The organism is Bradyrhizobium sp. PSBB068 (genome assembly GCA_016839165.1).
GTDB lineage: Bacteria > Pseudomonadota > Alphaproteobacteria > Rhizobiales > Xanthobacteraceae > Bradyrhizobium.
In genome coordinates this window covers 6,158,081-6,175,755 of the sequence record CP069300.1, presented here as the reverse complement: position 1 = coordinate 6,175,755, position 17,675 = coordinate 6,158,081, and the positions used below count along the sequence as shown (strand labels likewise).

General features: G+C 65.3%; 8 protein-coding genes and 2 pseudogenes. 5 read left to right on the top strand and 5 right to left on the bottom strand.

The annotated features are described in order from the left end of the window. Nucleotides 1-26 precede the first annotated feature (26 nt). Entirely contained in the window at nt 27-6,914 is a 6,888-nt protein-coding gene (locus JQ507_28780; GenBank protein ID QRI68847.1) for a hypothetical protein, read from the top strand. Between the two features lie 164 nt (nt 6,915-7,078). On the opposite strand, the gene JQ507_28775 is transcribed toward JQ507_28780, so the two are convergent. From JQ507_28775 to JQ507_28760, 4 genes and pseudogenes are all read right to left on the bottom strand, one after another. After that, the gene (locus tag JQ507_28775) at nt 7,079-8,590 is read right to left on the bottom strand and encodes an ATP-binding protein (protein ID QRI68846.1); all 1,512 of its coding nucleotides are present in this window, start codon (nt 8,588-8,590) and stop codon (nt 7,079-7,081) included. Nucleotides 8,591-8,735: 145 nt separating this feature from the next. Continuing rightward, nucleotides 8,736-9,445 (bottom strand): annotated as a pseudogene (locus JQ507_28770) (alanyl-tRNA editing protein). Between the two features lie 64 nt (nt 9,446-9,509). Then, nucleotides 9,510-10,682: an OpgC domain-containing protein gene (locus tag JQ507_28765; GenBank protein QRI68845.1), complete on the bottom strand. Its 1,173-nt coding sequence runs from the start codon at nt 10,680-10,682 to the stop codon at nt 9,510-9,512. Nucleotides 10,683-10,936: 254 nt separating this feature from the next. Next, nucleotides 10,937-11,238, bottom strand: a pseudogene (locus JQ507_28760) (helix-turn-helix transcriptional regulator). A gap of 81 nt (nt 11,239-11,319) precedes the next feature. Here JQ507_28760 and JQ507_28755 point away from each other — a divergent pair. Next, a complete protein-coding gene (locus JQ507_28755; GenBank protein QRI68844.1) occupies nt 11,320-12,126 on the top strand; it encodes an MBL fold metallo-hydrolase in 807 nt (268 codons plus the stop codon). Nucleotides 12,127-12,215: 89 nt separating this feature from the next. Next, on the top strand, nt 12,216-14,081 hold the full coding sequence (htpG, locus tag JQ507_28750) for a molecular chaperone HtpG (GenBank protein QRI68843.1): 1,866 nt from the start codon (nt 12,216-12,218) through the stop codon (nt 14,079-14,081). A 6-nt stretch (nt 14,082-14,087) separates the two neighbouring features. Here htpG and JQ507_28745 read toward each other — a convergent pair whose 3' ends face one another. Further along, nucleotides 14,088-14,753: a DUF2278 family protein gene (locus tag JQ507_28745; protein ID QRI68842.1), complete on the bottom strand. Its 666-nt coding sequence runs from the start codon at nt 14,751-14,753 to the stop codon at nt 14,088-14,090. 259 nt (nt 14,754-15,012) lie between these two features. On the opposite strand from JQ507_28745, the gene zigA reads away from it, so the two are divergent. Together zigA and JQ507_28735 are read left to right on the top strand one after the other, a co-directional pair. Next, nucleotides 15,013-16,218 carry a zinc metallochaperone GTPase ZigA gene (zigA, locus tag JQ507_28740; protein ID QRI68841.1) on the top strand — a complete coding sequence of 402 codons (1,206 nt, stop codon included), beginning with the start codon at nt 15,013-15,015 and terminating at the stop codon, nt 16,216-16,218. A gap of 295 nt (nt 16,219-16,513) precedes the next feature. After that, on the top strand, nt 16,514-17,662 hold the full coding sequence (locus JQ507_28735) for a DUF3095 domain-containing protein (protein QRI68840.1): 1,149 nt from the start codon (nt 16,514-16,516) through the stop codon (nt 17,660-17,662). Nucleotides 17,663-17,675: the final 13 nt, after the last annotated feature.

Sequence of the window (17,675 nt, the reverse complement as noted above, 5' to 3'; positions counted from 1 at the left end):
CTTTTTCATTGGGGGGGCGCGCTGCCATGAGCACCACTTTCGTAAGCTCGGGTGTTACCAGCTCAGGTTTGATCGAAACGGGCGGCAACACGCTCGAAGTCCTCAACGGAGGCTCGGCGGTCTCGACGACGCTGAGCAGCGGTGGTCAGCTCCTGGTCGATTCCGGCGGCTACGCAGCCGCGACCACGATTTCGAGCGGCGGCAGCGCGACGATCAGCGCCGGCGGCGCGATGAGCGGCACCGGCAGCGGCAGCACAGGCGTTTTCAACAGCGACAACGGCACTGTCAACGTGCTGGCCGGCGGCGTGGTGGATCATATCCGCGTCGGCGGCGGCGGCGTGCTGAACATATCGTCGGGCGGCTCTACCAGCGGTGGTATCGGTTCGGGCACCGGCGTTTTTTCAGGTGGCGTGGAGAACGTCCTGGCCGGTGGTTCCGCGGCTTTTATCGCGGTCTATGGCGGCGGTGTCCTGAACGTCGCCGGCGAAACGCTGAGCACCGTCGGTATTTCGGGAGGCGTCGAGAACGTCCTTTCGGGCGGCTTCATCAGTGGCGCCCCGCATTCGGGCACGGGGGTTTATGCGGGAGGCACCCTGAACATCTCTGCCGGCGGGTCGGGAGCCTTTGTGGGCGTGAACAGCGGCGGCACGGCGAATGTGGCCGGCGTCATTCTCAGCAATAGTGTGATCTCGAGCGGTGGCGTCGAGAACGTGTTGTCGGGCGGCTTGATCTCAGGGTCGGGCGGCACGTTCACGGGCGATTACGGTACGCTCAATCTCCAGGCAGGCGGCTCGGCGACGCGTTTCGATGTATTTTCCGGTGGCATCGCCAATGTTGCCGGATCGGCGGGCAGCATCGGCGTCTGGGGCGGCACGGTCGAGCTCCAGGTTGGCGGCTCCGCCGGCGAGTTTGACTTCTCCGGGCCTGGCGTTTCCGGTGGGACCGGGTTCTCGGGCAATGGCGGCAAGCTGGAGATTGATGGCACCACGATGCCCGGAGCCACCATCTCCGGCTTCGTCGTCGGCGACACGATCAACCTTACCAGCGAGAGCGCTTCGCACGTCACCAGCGTGGGCCTCGGCGCGAACAACGTTCTTCAGATAGCGACCACCGATAACGGCACGCTGACGCTTCAGCTGGACCCGAGCCAGACCTTTACCAATCCGTTCGGCCGCGCGGGCGATGCCACCGGCACCGACATCTTCCTCTTCACCAGCAGCGGTGGCAGCGGCAACATCACCGTGAGCAGCGGCCAGACCGACGTGGGGCTGGTCATCAGCAGCGGTCAGACGCTCAACGTCCTGTCCGGCGGAACGACGGTCGGCACCGTACTCAGTGGTGGCACCGAGAATGTCTTCGGAGCCGAGCAAAACGCCGTTGTCAGCAACGGCGGTGTGCTCAACGTCTCCGCCGGCGGTACGGCGCACGCCGTCCTGGTGTCGAGCGGCGGCACCTTGAATGTCGCGGGCATGATGACCAGCAACACGGCGGTCTTCGGCGGCGGTGTCGAGAACGTCCTGTCCGGCGGATTCATCTCGGGCACGTTCGGCTCCGGAACGGGAATTTCGGGCGGCACTGTCAATGTGTCGGCGGGCGGTTCGGCCGCTTTCATCAAGGCGTATAGTGGCGGCACCCTGAACGTCGCGGGCACGGTCGTCAGCGAGGGCGGCGTCGCCAGCGGCGGTGTCGAGAACGTGCTGTCAGGCGGGCTGATTTCCGGAGCCACGAGTTCCGGAACCGGCGTCTCCGCCGGAGGCGTGTTGAACTTGCTGGCCGGCGGTTCGGCTACGCATGTTGGTGTGTCGAGCGGCGGCACATTCAACGTCTTCGGCAATGTGCTGAGTAATGCCGCCGTTTACAGCGGCGGCGTCGAGAACGTGTCGTCAGGCGGATCTATCTCCGGGGCGATCGGGTCTGGAACGGGAGTTTCGGGCGGTACGCTCAACGTGTTGGCCGGCGGCTCGGCGGCATTCGTCGGCGTGTCTAGCGGCGGCATCTTCAACGTTGCGGGCACGGTGCTCAGCAATGTGAGCGTCGTTAGCGGCGGTGTTGAGAATGTCCTCTCCGGTGGTGTTGTTACTGGCGTGCCCGGCTCTGGGACAGGTGTGTCCGGCGGCACCGTCAATGTGTTTGCGGGCGGAGCACTGGATCATCTGACCGTTTCGAGCGGCACGATGAATGTGTCCGCCGGGGGCACGGCGCACAACGTGGTGGTGTCGAGCGGCACGCTCAACGTTGCCGGCACCATGACCAGCAACGTGACGGTCTCGAGCGGCGGTGTCGAGAACGTGCTGTCCGGTGGATTGATCTCCGGCACGTTCGGCTCGGGGACTCTCATTTCCGCTGCCGGCACCGTGAATGTTCTGGCCGGTGGTACCGGGGCCTTCCTGACCGTTTCGAGCGGCGGCACGTTCAACGTGGCGGGCACCGTGCTCAGCAACGTGACCGTATCTTCCGGCGCCATCGAGAACGTCCTCGCGGGTGGCGTTGTCGGAGGCGCGTCGGGCTCGGGGACCGCCATTTCCGGCGGCACACTCAACGTGTCGTCAGGCGGTTCGCTTGCTTACGTGACGGCCTGGAACGGTGGCGTTCTGAACGTCTCCGCCGGTGGTACGGCGCACAACATTACGGTGTCGAGTGGCGTCACCATGAATGTTGCAGGCACGATCACCAGCAACACGTACGTCACGGACACCGGCGTCGAGAACGTCCTGTCCGGCGGACTGATCTCCGGTGTCACGAGCTCGGGAACCGGAGTTGCCTCCGGAGGCATCCTGAACGTTTCGGCCGGCGGGTCGGCTGTTCACATCGGTGTGTCGAGCGGCGGCACCTTCAATGTTGCAGGCCAGGTGCTCAGCAACACAGCCGTCTACAGCGGCGGCATCGAGAACGTGTTGTCGGGCGGATCGATTTCCGGCGCGAGCGGTTCCGGCACCGGCATTTCGGGCGGTACGGTCAACGTATCGGCAGGCGGTTCGGCCAGCTATGTCGGCGTGTCGAGCGGCGGCATCTTCAACGTGGCCGGCACGACGCTCAGCATGGTCGGGGTCCGCGCCGGCGGCGTCGAGAACGTGCTGTCGGGCGGTCTCATTTCCGGCGCGATCGGCTCGGGCACCGGCGTCTCCGCCGGCGGTATCTTGAACGTTCTGGCCGGTGGTTCAGCGGCGTTCGTCGGTGTTTCGAGCGGCGGTGTGCTCAATGTTGCCGGCGCGGTGACGAACAACATCGGGGTGTTCGCCGGAGGTATCGAGCTGGTATCGTCGGGCGGCTCCACGGGGCCTGTCACGATTGCCGGCGGCCAGGTTGAATTGCAGGCGGGAAGCGTCGCGAGCGGCGGCATCACCTTCAGCGGTTCCGGCGGGCAGCTCAAGATTGACGGCACGTCGATGCCGACCACTACGATCAGCGGGCTGGTGCTGGGCGACAGCATCGATCTGGCCGGCGTCACTTTCTCTTCCGGCGGCTCGGCGACCTTGCTCCCGGGCAATGTCCTGCGGGTCACGGAGGGTGGTTCTTCCTACAGTCTGCAGCTCGATCAGACACCCGCTGTGCGGTTCAGCGTCAGCGTGGACACGGGCGGTACCGGCACTCTGGTCACGACGCATGCAGATAACCCGCCGGTTACGACGGCAGCCAATGTCACGGCAATCCTTGGTGAGAGCTCCGTGCTGTCCTCCGCCCTCTTCAGCGTCTCGGACGCCGATGGCGATGTCATCACCCAATATGCGTTCTGGGACACGCAAGGTAACGGACACTGGGCTATCAACGGCGTCACCCAGGCTACCAACCAGGAGATCGATGTTCCCGCGGCGAACCTGTCGCAGGTGAGCTACGTGTTCGGTCCGAGCGGTTCGACCGATACGCTGTTCGTACGGGCCAATGACGGCACGGCCTGGGGCGGCTGGACTCAATTCACGGCCAAGGCGTTTGTCGATACGCCGCCGACCGTGATCGCCAACAACAGCAACGTCACTGCGGCGCACGGCCAAACGTCGGTTGCGGCATCGACCCTGTTCACAGTGACCGATCCGGATGTTGGGCAATCGATCACCCAGTTCGCGTTCTGGGACACGGGCGGTAACGGCCACTGGGTGGTGAACGGCATCACCGAGCTGGCAAACACCGAGATCGATGTGTTGGCGGCGAACCTGTCGCAGGTGAGCTATGTCTTCGGGCCGACAGGGTCGGCGCCCGATACGCTGTACATAAGAGCGAACGACGGAATGCTGTGGGGCGCCTGGACCGGATTCACGGCGACGCCGGGGCCTGACCAGGCTCCGGTTGTGACGGCGCCGAACGTGACAGCAATCCATGGAGAGGCATCGGCGCTCGCCACGAGCCTGTTCACAGCCACGGATGCCGACCACGACGCCATCACCACGTACGCGTTCTGGGACACCGGCGGCAATGGCCACTGGACGGTGAATGGTGTTGCGCAGGCAGCGAACACCGAGATCGATGTGTCGGCGGCGAACCTGTCGCAGTTGAGCTACGTGTTCGGACCAACAGGCTCGGCACCCGATACGCTGTATATCAGGGCCAACGATGGATTCTTGTGGGGCGCCTGGACGGCGTTCACGGCAACACCGGGGCCTGACCAGGCGCCGGTTGTGACGGCGCCGAACGTGACGGTAACCCAGGGAGAGACGACAGTACTCGCCTCGAACCTGTTCACGACCACGGACGCCGACCACGACGCGATCACCCAGTACGGGTTCTGGGACACCGGCGGCAATGGCCACTGGGTGGTGAATGGTGTCGCGCAGGCGGCCAACACCGAGATCGATGTGTCGGCGGCGAACCTGTCGCAGGTGAGCTATGTGTTCGGTGCGCCCGGCTCGATGCCCGATACGCTGTACGTCAGGGCCAATGATGGCTACCTGTGGGGCGCCTGGACGGCGTTCACGGCGCCACCGGGGGCCGACACTCCGCCGGTGGTTACGGCGCAGAACGTGACCGCGATCCATGGAGAGACGTCAGCGCTCGCCACGAGCCTGTTCTCGGCCACGGGCAACGCCATCACCCAGTACGCGTTCTGGGACACCGGCGGCAATGGCCACTGGGTGGTGAATGGTGTCGCGCAGGCAGCCAACACCGAGATCGATGTGTCGGCGGCGAACCTGTCGCAGGTGAGCTATGTGTTCGGACCGACAGGGTCGACACCCGATACGCTGTACGTTAGGGCCAACGATGGCTTCTTGTGGGGCGCCTGGACGGCGTTCACGGCAACACCGGGGCCTGATCAGGCGCCGGTTGTAACGGCGCCGAACGTGACCGTAACCGCAGGAGAGACGTCAGTACTCGCCTCGAACCTGTTCTCGGTGACGGACGCCGATCACGACGCCATCACCCAGTACGCGTTCTGGGACACCGGCGGCAATGGCCATTGGGTCGTGAATGGTGTCGCGCAGGCGGCCAGCACCGAGATCGATGTGTCGGCGGCGAACCTGTCGCAGGTGAGCTACGTATTCGGGCCGTCGGGGGCGCCATCCGATACCTTGTACATCAGGGCCAACGATGGCTACTTGTGGGGCGCCTGGACGGCGTTCACGGCACCGTCAGGGTCCGATCATCCGCCGGTCGTGACGGCGCCGAACGTGGCAGCAGTCCACGGAGAGACGTCAGCGCTTGCCACGAGCCTGTTCACGGCCACGGATGCCGACCACAACGCCATTACCCAGTACGCGTTCTGGGACACCGGCGGCAACGGCCACTGGGCAGTGAATGGTGTCGCGCAGGCAGCCAACACCGAGATCGACGTGTCGGCGGCGAACCTGTCGCAGGTGAGCTACGTGTTCGGGCCGACCGGCACCCCGCCCGACCTCCTATACGTCAGGGCCAACGATGGCCTTTTGTGGGGCAGCTGGACGGCGTTCACGGCAACACCGGGGCCCGACCAGGCTCCGGTCGTGACGGCGTCGAGCGCGACCGGGATTCACGACCATTCGGTCGCGGCTACCAGCCTGTTCACGGCCACGGACGCCGACAACGACGCGATCGCCAAGTATGCGTTCTGGGACACCGGCGGCAACGGTCACTGGGTGGTGAATGGTGTCGCGCAGGCGGCCAACACCGAGATCGATGTGTCGGCGGCGAACCTGTCGCAGGTGAGCTACGTGTTCGGCCCCGGCGGTTCGCCGGCGGATCTGCTCTACGTGCGCGCCAATGACGGCATGTTGTGGGGGAACTGGACGGCGTTCTCGGCGACCGCAACCAACCAGGCGCCGACGGTGTCGGCCTCGAACGTGGTGACGGTCTCCGGCCAGACCTTCGCCGCATCGAGCCTGTTCAGCGCGACCGACGCGGATGGCGATACCATAACGAAATATGCGTTGTGGGATTCCAACACGAACGGAGCGTGGATCGTCAACAACGCGACGCAGCCGGCGAACACCGAGATCGACCTCACCGCGGCACAACTTGCCACGGCGACCTATCTGGCCGGCTCGGGCACCGATCAGCTCTGGATCCGGGCCAATGACGGCATCGCGTGGGGGGCCTGGCAGCCATTCAACGTGACGGGGGAGAGCTCCAGCAATGCGACCATCGCATCGGGTGCCACGCTGGAATTGCCGGGGGCTTCGAACGCCACCGTGTTGTTCCAGAGCTCGACAGGAACGCTGAAGCTCGACAATTCCGCGAGCTTTAACGGCACCGTCGCCGGCATGATGGGTTCGGACGCGATCGATTTCGCGAACATCAGTTTTGCGAATGTTCACACGCCGACCTTCAGCGGAAACACCACGCGAGGAACGCTCACGGTGACGGACGGCACCGTCACGGCAAGTGTTGCGCTGCTGGGCAACTACATGGCCTCGACATTCACGGCCTCGAGTGATGGCCATGGCGGCACCCTGGTTGTCGATCCGCCGGCGACGCAGGTCAGTCAGCTGGCGCAGCCACAGCACGCGTGAAGGTTTGAAGGATAGGCATGCGGGGCCGCCACCAAGGTAGGTGGTTCCGCCCGTCGGCAGAGACAAAAGGCCCACCACTCGGTGGGCCTTTTCGTTTCATGTTCGTCTCATGCCGTGCTTCCGGGGTACGCACCGTGCCCGGCGGCGCGCGGCTCACCGTTCGATCACAGCGGCGAGCTGGCCGCCTCCGTTGCCACGTCGTCGGCGTTCGGGTCGGCGGCCGCGGTCGCCCAGGCCAGTTCCACCAGCGTCACGATCCGCCTTCCGGCGCCGTCGAGCTGGCAGACGATCAGGCCCTGCTCTTCGATATAGGTCAGAAGATGCCGCGCGCGGCGCAGCGAGTGCGTGCCGTAGGCGCGGGCGATCGCGGCATCGCTCGGGCAGGGCCAGCCTTCCTTCGCAGCGCGCGCGATCATCATGAAGACGCCCTGCATGTCCTCGGGCAGGATCGCGGCGCGCAGCTGCACATCCTGCCAGGCGTCGTCTTCCGCCATCTCGGTGCCAAGTCCGGCGCGGGCGCGCGTCAGCATGCGGCGGAAATCGGTCAGCTCCGGCACCACGGCTCCGAGACCCTCGATCCGGCAGCGCACCACGAACTCCTGATAGAGCACGCCGATGGCGCGGAAGCCGGCATCGGGCTCGGCGAGAATGGCGCGCAGGATACGATCCAGCCGCTCACGCCGCTCGGCCAGTTGCTCGGCGCTCGGCGACGGCTCCGCGGCCTCGGGATCGAACTCCGGCACCGCCGGCCTGGCGGCCATCAGCTGGCTGAGCAGGTCGGGTGCCGGCGCCCGGCGCGGCGGCCTGGCGGTCGTTTCGGGCGGCGGGGCCGCGAGGATGATGGCGCGCGCGTCCTCCAGTGTCGCTTCAGGCAGCGGCATCAGGCGCGGGGCCGCATTGCGCGGCTGTGTGTCGGTCGGACCGATGCGCAGGCCGAGCGGTCGGCGCGAAAGCGCCGGTCCCAGCGCCATGAATTGTCCGCGCTCGAGATCGCGGAAGGCTTCCGCCTGCCGCCGCTCCATGCCGAGCAGATCGGCGGCGCGCGCCATGTCGATATCCAGGAAGGTCCGGCCCATCAGGAAGTTCGAGGCCTCGGCCGCGACGTTCTTGGCGAGCTTCGCCAGCCGCTGGGTCGCGATGATCCCGGCAAGCCCGCGCTTGCGGCCGCGGCACATCAAATTGGTCATCGCACCAAGCGACAGCTTGCGCGCCTCGTCGGACACCTCGCCTGCGATCGCGGGCGCGAACAGCTGCGCCTCGTCCACCACCACGAGCATCGGATACCAGTGGTCGCGGGCAACGTCGAACAAGCCGCCGAGGAAGGCCGCAGCGCGCCGCATCTGATTCTCGGCGTCGAGCCCCTCGAGATTGAGTACCGTGGAGACGCGATGGATGCGTACCCGTTCGCCGGCGACCTGCAGGCTGCGCTCGGTGTGATCCTCGGCGTCGATCACGAGGTGACCGAATCGCTCAGCCAGGGTCACGAAGTCGCCCTCGGGATCGATGATGGTCTGCTGCACCCAGGGCGCGCTCTGCTCCAGCAGACGGCGCAACAGATGGGACTTGCCGGAACCCGAATTGCCCTGCACCAGCAGGCGCGTGGCCAATAGCTCCTCGAGGTCGATGGCCGCCGCGGCGCCGGCCGTCGTTTGTCCCATCTCGATCGCTACGGTCATGTCCTCGACTCAAATCATCCTTGCGAAGACGCGACTTAACAAGCCGATCGCGCCCCGTCGAGCACCCGCTCGCAACGCCGTCCCCAGGCACGACCAGGACGTTGGTGGCGTAAGGGTTGCTCGGTGCAAGGCTTGCCGGGGCCGGTCAGACCGCGAGCTTGATCCTGCGGTTCTGGCGGCCCTTGTTGTCGATCTTGACGATACGCGCAGGGCGCGATTGCCCGGTCGAGGCCAGATGGGTGCCGCCGCAGGCCTGCCGGTCGAGACCGAGGATCTCGACGATCCGGACGAGGCCGTCTTCGCCGACCGGCGGCGCGACGGCCTTGCTGCGGAACAATCCGGGGATGGCTTGCGCCTCGGTATGCGCCATGAAGGCGGCACTGACCGGAAGGTCCTGCCGGATGATGTCGTTCAGCGGCGCCTCGAGCGCCCGCAGGCCTTCATTGTCGGCGCCGGGCAGGTCGAAATCGACCCGGAAGGTGCCGTCGGCATTGAGTTGCGCCCCGGTCAGAAGCGCGCCGCCGAACCGCGTGTAGACCAGCGCGTTGATGACATGGGCGAGCGTGTGCAGCTCGCACATCAACGCGCGAAATGTCGGCTCGATCTCGAGCATGACCTTGCCGAAGATCAGGCGATCATCCTCCACCATGTGCCAGAGGCCGCGTTCGTCACGCGCGAGCCCGGTCACCAACAGCTCGCCGCCCGACCATCTCAGAACCCGCGGTCGGCGAGTTGGCCGCCACCGCCCGGAAAGAACGGCGAGTGTTCGACCAGGATTGCGCCGGGCCGTGCGTCGAGCACGTCGGCTTCGAGTTGCAGGATGTCGGGATGGTCGTGAACAAAGGCGCGGGACATCCCACCACTCTAGCGCATCGAGAGCGCCGCTGGCCACCCGCGCCGGCCTTGAGAGGCCTGCCGGCTATTCCGCCGGATTTGCGGCCGCCGGCGCCTGCGCAGCCACTTGCTTCTTCGCGGGCGCCTTGTCGACCTTCTTCGACCAGGAGCGGTAATAAGCGAGCACGGTCATCAGCACGATGCCGACAATGCTCACCACGATCTGCATCCAGAGGCTGCCGGACACCTCGACCAGCACCACATGCGCGACCACCGCGAGGAAGACGCCGGTGCAGAACACTTCGAGCGACTGCTGACCGCATTTGATGATCGGCTGCATGATCGGCCATTCGTAGCCCGGCCATTCGCGCGGCAGGAAGCGCGTGACGAAGAAGGCGAGCACCACGAAGTGCAGCACGCGATAGGGGGCGAGGTTGGTCTTGTCGTTCGGGTTGAACGCATCATAGAGCCAGGGCGGCATCGCCTGGCCGAGTTCGGGGAAGCGGCCCGCCAGGGTCATGACCAGTGCGAACAGCAGATAGGCGCCGCCGAGCCACAGGAAGGCGCGCGAGCGGATGAAATTGATCGATTCGCTGGCGCCGCCGAGCGCGAACCAGCCGCCGAACACGAACAGGAACTGCCAGCAGAACGGGTTGAAGTACCATGTGCCGGACGGATAGGCCGGCAGGTTCCAGCCGAAATGGCGTGCGGCGAGATAGAGCAGGAACGAGGCTGCCAGCGTCAGATTGAGCTTCCGCAGCATTGCCCACAGCACCAGCGGATAGACCAGCATCAGCGCGATATAGAGCGGCAGCACGTCCATGTTGACCGGCTTGAACGCCAGGATCAGGCCCTGATAGAGCGTCTCGGCCGGATTCTGCATGAAGCCCGCGACGTTGAATTCGTTCTCCAGATTGGGGTCGTGGTAGCGCTGCGCGAGGTAGCCGATCTCGGCGATGTAGATCACGAACAGCAGGACGTGCGCGACATAGATCTGCCAGGCCCGCTTGATCAGTCGGGTGGCGCCGATCACCGTCCCGCGTTCGAGCATCATGCGCGCGTAGACGAAGGATGCGGTGTAGCCGGAGATGAACACGAACAGATCGGCCGCGTCGCTGAAGCCGAAGTTCTTCTGCGTGATCCAGTTCACCGCGTTGTTCGGGATGTGATCGAGATAGATCGCCCAATTGGCGAAGCCGCGCAGAAGATCGAGCCGATAGTCGCGGCCTCGCGGCGGCAGAACAGCCTTGACGTCCATCGGTTCGCTCCCATCCCCGGTGCCCGCGCGTCCGGCCGCGGGGCGTCGCCGTGTCACACTAGAACATGATCGGCAAGACTGTGTAACGATTTTCTGCAACGATCGCTTGTACCAAACCGTCGTCATTTGCACGGCCGGCGCGTCGAGGGCACGCCTAAAGCATGACCCGGAAAAGTGCGAAGCGGTTTTCCGAAAAGATCATGCTCAAGCAACGAACCAAAGCGCGATGACGATTCAACCCAACCTCTCGCGCTTTAGTGCTGAACGAACCCGTTGTGCAGGGTGGTGAACAGCGTCCCGCCCTTCTTCACCAGGTCGTATTTGCGGCCGTGATGCGAAGCTGCTCGACCGGGTCGCCGCCCTTCACCAGCAGCGGCTCGGTCTTCTGATACAGCGCTTCGTAATTGCCTTCGGGCACGTCGAGCACCAGCGCGCGCTTGTCCTCGAAATAGTCGTAGATGCTGGAGAGCGGTACTTTCGCCACCCCAGCGACGTCGGTGAGCGAGGTGCCGTCGATACCCCACTGGCCGAACAGCTTGGTCGCCGAGATGCAGATGGAACTGGGGCGCCGGCATTGAACGTCTTCCGCTGCTGACGTACAGCAGGCGTACGGCTTCACCCCAACGCGTGTGCTCTCATGCCTCTCTGGACCTGCGAACAATGCGGCGCCCAATTTCCCGAAACCGCGGCGCCGCCGCCGTGCTGCCCGATCTGCGAGGACGAGCGGCAATATGTCAACTGGAACGGGCAGGCGTGGCTGACTCGCGAGCAGCTCGCAGGCCGGCACAAGCTCGTCTGGCGCGACGATCTCGGCCTCGTCGGGTTGGCGCTCGAGCCGTCATTTGCGATCGGGCAGCGCGCGCTGCTGGTGCCGGATCGCGGCGGCTGCGTGATGTGGGACTGCGTGCCGCTGGCGACAGCCGAGGCGATCGCACATGTCAGATCGCTCGGCGGGCTGAAGGCGATCGCGATCTCGCATCCGCATTATTATGGTGCGGTCGCCGACTGGAGCGCCGCGTTCGACGACGCGCCGGTCTATCTGCACGGCGACGACGCGCAATGGGTGACGCGGCCCTATCGGTCGATCGTACCGTGGCAGGGTGACAGCCATCGCATCTCCGACGACATCGTGCTGGTGCGGGCCGGGGGGCATTTCGCCGGCGCCACCATGCTGCATTGGCGCAGGGGCGCCGACGGGCGCGGTGCGCTGCTCACCGGCGACATTGCGATGGTGGCGATGGACCGCCGCTCGGTCAGTTTCATGTATTCCTATCCGAACTACATCCCGCTCAATGCGTCAGCGGTCCGCCGCGTCGCGCGCGCGGTCGAGCTGTTGGCGTATGATCGCATCTACGGCGCCTGGTGGGGCAAGAACATCGCCTCCGATGCCAAGGCAGCGTTCGACCGATCGGTGCAGCGCTATCTCTCCGCGATATCGGATTGACGGTTCCCTCGGCTCGCAAATCTTGCCACGGGGCGCGATCGCGCTATATCAGGGCTTTCCGCCACCTCACGTTTGTCCGAGTTTCCCGCATGACCACAACTGCCGCCGCTGAATCCCAGCCGTTCCAGGCCGAGGTTGCCGAATTGCTGCACCTGATGGTGCATTCGGTCTATTCCGAGACCGACATCTTCCTGCGCGAATTGATCTCGAACGCGTCTGATGCCTGCGACAAGCTGCGCTATGAGGCGATTGCCAATCCCGGCCTGATCACCGATGGCACGCCGCCGGAGATCAGGATCATCCCGAACAAGGCGGCCGACACGCTGTCCGTGGTCGATACCGGCATCGGCATGGAGCGGGCGGAGCTGATCGACAATCTCGGTACCATCGCGCGCTCCGGCACCAAATCGTTCCTGTCGAAGCTGACCGAAGCCAAGGACGGCGCCAATCTGATCGGCCAGTTCGGCGTCGGCTTCTATGCCGCCTTCATGGTCGCCGACAAAATCATCGTCACCAGCCGCCGCGCCGGCTCCGACGAGGTCTGGGTGTGGACGTCGGAAGGCGGCAGCGGTTTCGAGATCGCGCCGGCCAGCGAGGAGGCAGCCCAGCGCGTCGCGCGCGGCACCGAGATCGTGCTGCATCTGAAGAAGGACGCCGCCAAATATCTCGAGGCTTACGAGATCGAGCGCATCGTCCGCGAATATTCCGACAACATCCAGTTTCCGATCCTGCTGGTGCCGGAGGAGGGCGAGCCGCGCCAGATCAATTCGGCGAGCGCGCTGTGGCAGCGCTCGAAATCCGAGCTGAAGCCGGAGGATTATGCGCAGGCCTACAAGCAGATCGCGGGCGCGTTCGACGAGCCGGCGATGACGCTGCATTACCGCGCCGAGGGCCGCCAGTCCTACGCGGTGCTGCTGTTCGCGCCGTCGCAAAAGCCGTTCGACCTGTTCCAGGTCGAGCGCAAGGGCAAGGTCAAGCTCTATGTCCGCCGCGTCTTCATCGCCGACGACGCCGAGCTGCTGCCGGCCTACCTGCGCTTCATCCGCGGCGTGATCGACAGCGAGGATCTGCCGCTCAACATCTCGCGCGAGATGCTGCAGAACAATCCGCAACTCGCGCAGATCCGCAAGGCGGTCACCAGCCGCGTCGTCGGCGAGCTGGAGACGCTCAGCGAGAAGGAGCCCGAGAGCTTCGGCAAGATCTGGGATGCGTTCGGCCCTGTCATCAAGGAAGGCCTGTGGGAGGATTTCGAGCGCCGCGAGAAGCTGCTGGCGCTTTCGCGCTTCACCACGACGTCGGGCGAGAACCGCTCGCTGAAGCAGATTGTCGACGACTTCAAGCCGAACCAGACTGAGATCTATTACCTGGTCGGCGACAGCGTCGAGCGGCTGAAATCGAACCCGAAGCTGGAATCGGCGCGCGCCCGCGGCATCGAAGTGCTGCTGCTGACCGATCCCGTCGATGCGTTCTGGACCTCGGCGCCGATCGATTTCGGCGGCAAGCCGCTGAAGTCGCTGAGCCAGGGCGATGTCGATTTCGGCCTGATTCCGCTCGCCGACGACAAGCAGGACAAGACGGACGAGCCCGCGGCCGATGCCGCGACCACGATCGCCGTGATCAAGGATGCGCTCGGCGAGCGCGTCTCTGACGTGCGCGCCTCGCAGCGGCTGACTGCGAGCGCGTCGTGCCTCGTCGCCGGTGGCGATGCGCGCGACCGCGCGCTCGAGCGGCTGCTGGCGCAGCAAAACCGCGGCGAGATCACCAAACCGATCCTCGAGATCAATCTGCGCCACCCGCTGGTCGCAGCGCTCGCGACCGACACGGCACAGGCAAAGGACCTCGCGCTGTTGCTGTTCGAGCAGGCGCAGATCCTCGACGGTGAGATGCCTGCCGACCCCGCCGCGTTCGCCAGCCGTATGAACCAGCTAGTGCTGCGCGGCTTGGGGAAGGGGTAGCCCTGTTCAGCCGATCGTGGTTGCGTCCGGCTGCGGATTGCCGAGATCGTCGGTCGGTACCAACTGCTGGGTGAAGGCGGAGAAATAGGCCGCCCATTCCGGCTCGCCGAGATCGACCATGACGGCGCCGTCCTGCCAGATGTCGTTGTGGTCGTTGGAGTCATCGCCCGGGCGATGGATGAAACCCTTGCTCGAGCCCTGGTTGAGATGGACGTCGTGCAGGCCGTCGCCCTGCGCGTAGAAGCGGCCGAAGATGTAGACGTCGCGGCTCTCCCGATGCGCGCGCGACAGCAGCCGCTTCAGCGTCGCCGCCGGCTCGGTGTCGTCGGAGCCGTCCATCACGTCGCTGTCGCGCCATTTGCCGGTGTTGTCGAGCAGGTTGCTGCGCAGGAAATCGAGCGCCGGCAATTTCCTTTGCCCGGTTAGATCCTGCGAACCGCCGGCCGCAGCCGCAAGCGTCTGGATGACCGGATGGCGGAAGTCGAACACCAGCTTGTATTTCAGCAGATCGTCCGCGTCATTGGTGCCGACATTGATTGCAACGTCCCATTGCTCGCCGTCGACATCGAGATTGCAGTGCAGGTGATATTGCGTCTCGTGCCCGTGGCGTGACGGCTTCAGCGTGGGCTCGGAGGTCACCTTGGTCTTGACGAATCCGTAGGCGAGGGTCACGGCGTGTTCCTTTCGGGTTCAGGCGGGCATTCTTCCAAACCTACAACCTGAGATGAGACGCGCGCGTGAAGCGGCCCACATTTGAGTGGATGCTTTTCGCGACGGGGCCGGTGCGCGCATTCGACAAGCCGCCGTCTCCGCTGAAGGCAGCTTCCATCTTGACAAGGCCGTGGACTATTGTTGTTATGTTATAACATTACATCTAGTGAATGCCGCATGTCCCGCCGCCGCCTGTCCCTCCAGCAACTGTTTGATCTCGATGCAAAAACTCCCCGTCACCATCTTGTCCGGCTTCCTCGGGGCTGGAAAGACCACTTTGCTGAACCACGTCCTGAACAACCGCCGCGGCCTGAAGGTTGCGGTGATTGTGAACGACATGAGCGAGGTGAACATCGACGCCGACCTCGTTCGCGATGGCGGTGCGAACCTGTCCCGGACTGACGAGAAACTGGTCGAGATGAGCAACGGCTGCATCTGCTGCACCCTGCGCGACGATCTCCTGAAGGAGGTGCGCGCGCTCGCCGAGAGCGGCCGGTTCGACTATCTGCTGATCGAGTCCACCGGGATCTCCGAGCCGCTGCCGGTCGCTGCGACCTTCGAGTTTCGCGACGAGGATGGGCAGAGCCTGTCCGACGTCGCGCGGCTCGACACCATGGTCACGGTGGTCGACGCCGCCAACCTGCTGAAGGACTATGCCTCGACCGATTTCCTCAGCCAGCGCGGCGAGGCGCTCGACGGCGACAAGCGCACGCTGGTCGACCTGCTGGTCGAGCAGATCGAGTTCGCCGACGTCATCGTGCTGAACAAGATCGATGCGGCAACCCCGGCGCAGCGCGAGGCCGCGGCTACGATCGTGCGCGCGCTCAACCCGGATGCCGACATTGTCGAGGCGAGCTTCGCGAACATCCCGTTCGACCGTGTGCTCGACACCGGCCGCTTCGACCATGAGCGCGCGCAGCAGCACCCGCTCTGGCACAAGGAGCTTTATGGGTTCGCCGGGCATGTGCCGGAGACCGAGGAATACGGCATCACAAGCTTCGTCTATCGCGCGCGGCGGCCGTTCGATCCGGTGCGTTTCCATGCCTTCCTGCGCGAAAGCTGGCAGGGCGTGATCCGCGCCAAGGGCCATTTCTGGATCGCGACCCGCCCGGACTGGTGCGGCGAGATGAGCCAGGCCGGCGCGATCGTGCGTACCGAAGGCCTCGGCTCGTGGTGGGCCGCGATCCCGCGCGAGCGCTGGCCGGATCAGCCGGATTGGCGGCTGATGATGCAGCGGAGCTGGAACGATCTCTATGGCGACCGCCGCCAGGAGCTGGTCTTCATCGGCTCCGGGATGAGCGAAGACGACATTCGCCGCCGGCTCGATGCCTGCCTCGTCACCGGCAAGCCCGGCATGGACCCGCAGGCATGGCAGAAGCTGCGCGATCCGTTTCCGCCGTGGCGGCGGGCGGGCGAGGCGGCGTGACGCCACCAAATTCATCGACATGGTCGGATGCCTTGTCCCGCGGATGGTGCAAGTCCCGTCATCCTGAGGCGCGAGCCTTGCGGGCACTTGCGCCGCTGGACGAGCCTCGAAGGATGAATCGGCCCGGCTGGTGGCTGTCGATCCTTCGAGACGCCGCTTCGCGGCTCCTCCAGCGACAAAGGCGAAGCCTTTGCGCGGGGATGACGGGACCGGGCTACGCGGCAAAACCCCGCCCCAATTCCCCGCGTATCTGCTAGAGAGTCTGCTCTGGGCAAGGAAACAACACGGCGTTGCGATGGCGGGCGGCAGCGAGGTCTTCTACAGCGGCATTCCGGTGTTTCGCGGCTTCGCGCGCCTGATGGATCCGGCGCTGTATGCGCCGCTGCCCGGTGACTGGACGGTCGGCGTCGCCGACATCGTGGAATCGACCAAGGCGATCGCAGCGCAGCGCTACAAGGCGGTCAACATGGCCGGTGCCGCGGTGGTCGCTTCCGTCACCAATGCGCTGGAGGGTCGCGATTTTCCGTTCGTGTTCGGTGGCGACGGTGCGAGCTTCGCGGTTGCGCCCGCCGATCTCGAGCGAGCGCGCGAAGCGCTGGCCGCGACCGCGCGCTGGGTGCGCGACGACCTCGACCTGGTGCTGCGGGTGGCGCTGGTGCCGATGTCCGCGATCCGCGCCGCGGGCTTCGATGTGCGCGTCGCGCGGTTCGGGCCGTCGGCCAATCTCTCCTATGCGATGTTCTCCGGCGGCGGTCTGGCTTACGCCGATGCCGCGATGAAGCGCGGTGAGTTCGCGGTCGATCCGGCGCCGCCCGGTACGCAGCCCGATCTGTCGGGCCTGTCCTGCCGTTTCGAGGTGATGCCCTCGGCGCGTGGTGTCATCCTCTCGGTACTGGTGCTGCCGGCGAAGGGTGCCGATCCGGATTCCTTCCGCAGGGTGATCGAGGACATCGTCGGGCGCGTCGAGAAAAGTCCCGATGCCGGACGGCCGGTGCCCGCCAATGGCCCGCCGCTGCGCTGGCCGCCGCAAGGGCTGGAATACGAAGCGCGTGCGCGGCGCGGTGGCTCGCTCGCGCTGCGGCGTGCGGTCGTGCTCGCTTTCACGCTGTGGGCGTACACGTTGATGCGGTTCAACATCCCGGTCGGCAAATTTGTGCCGAAGGCCTATGTGCGGCAGCTGGTCGAGAATTCCGACTTCCGCAAGTTTGACGACGGCCTGCGCATGATCCTGGACTGCACGGCGGAGCTCGCCGCGGAGCTCGAGCAGCGCCTCGTCGCCGCAGCCGCGCAGGGCGTCGTGCGCTACGGCCTGCACGAACAGGATGCGGCGATGATGACCTGCTTTACGCCGTCGGTGATGCGCGCCGACCACGTTCACTTCATCGACGGCGCCCGCGGCGGTTATGCCTCCGCCGCTACCGTGCTGAAGGCACGCGCGATTTAGTTTCGATTGATGC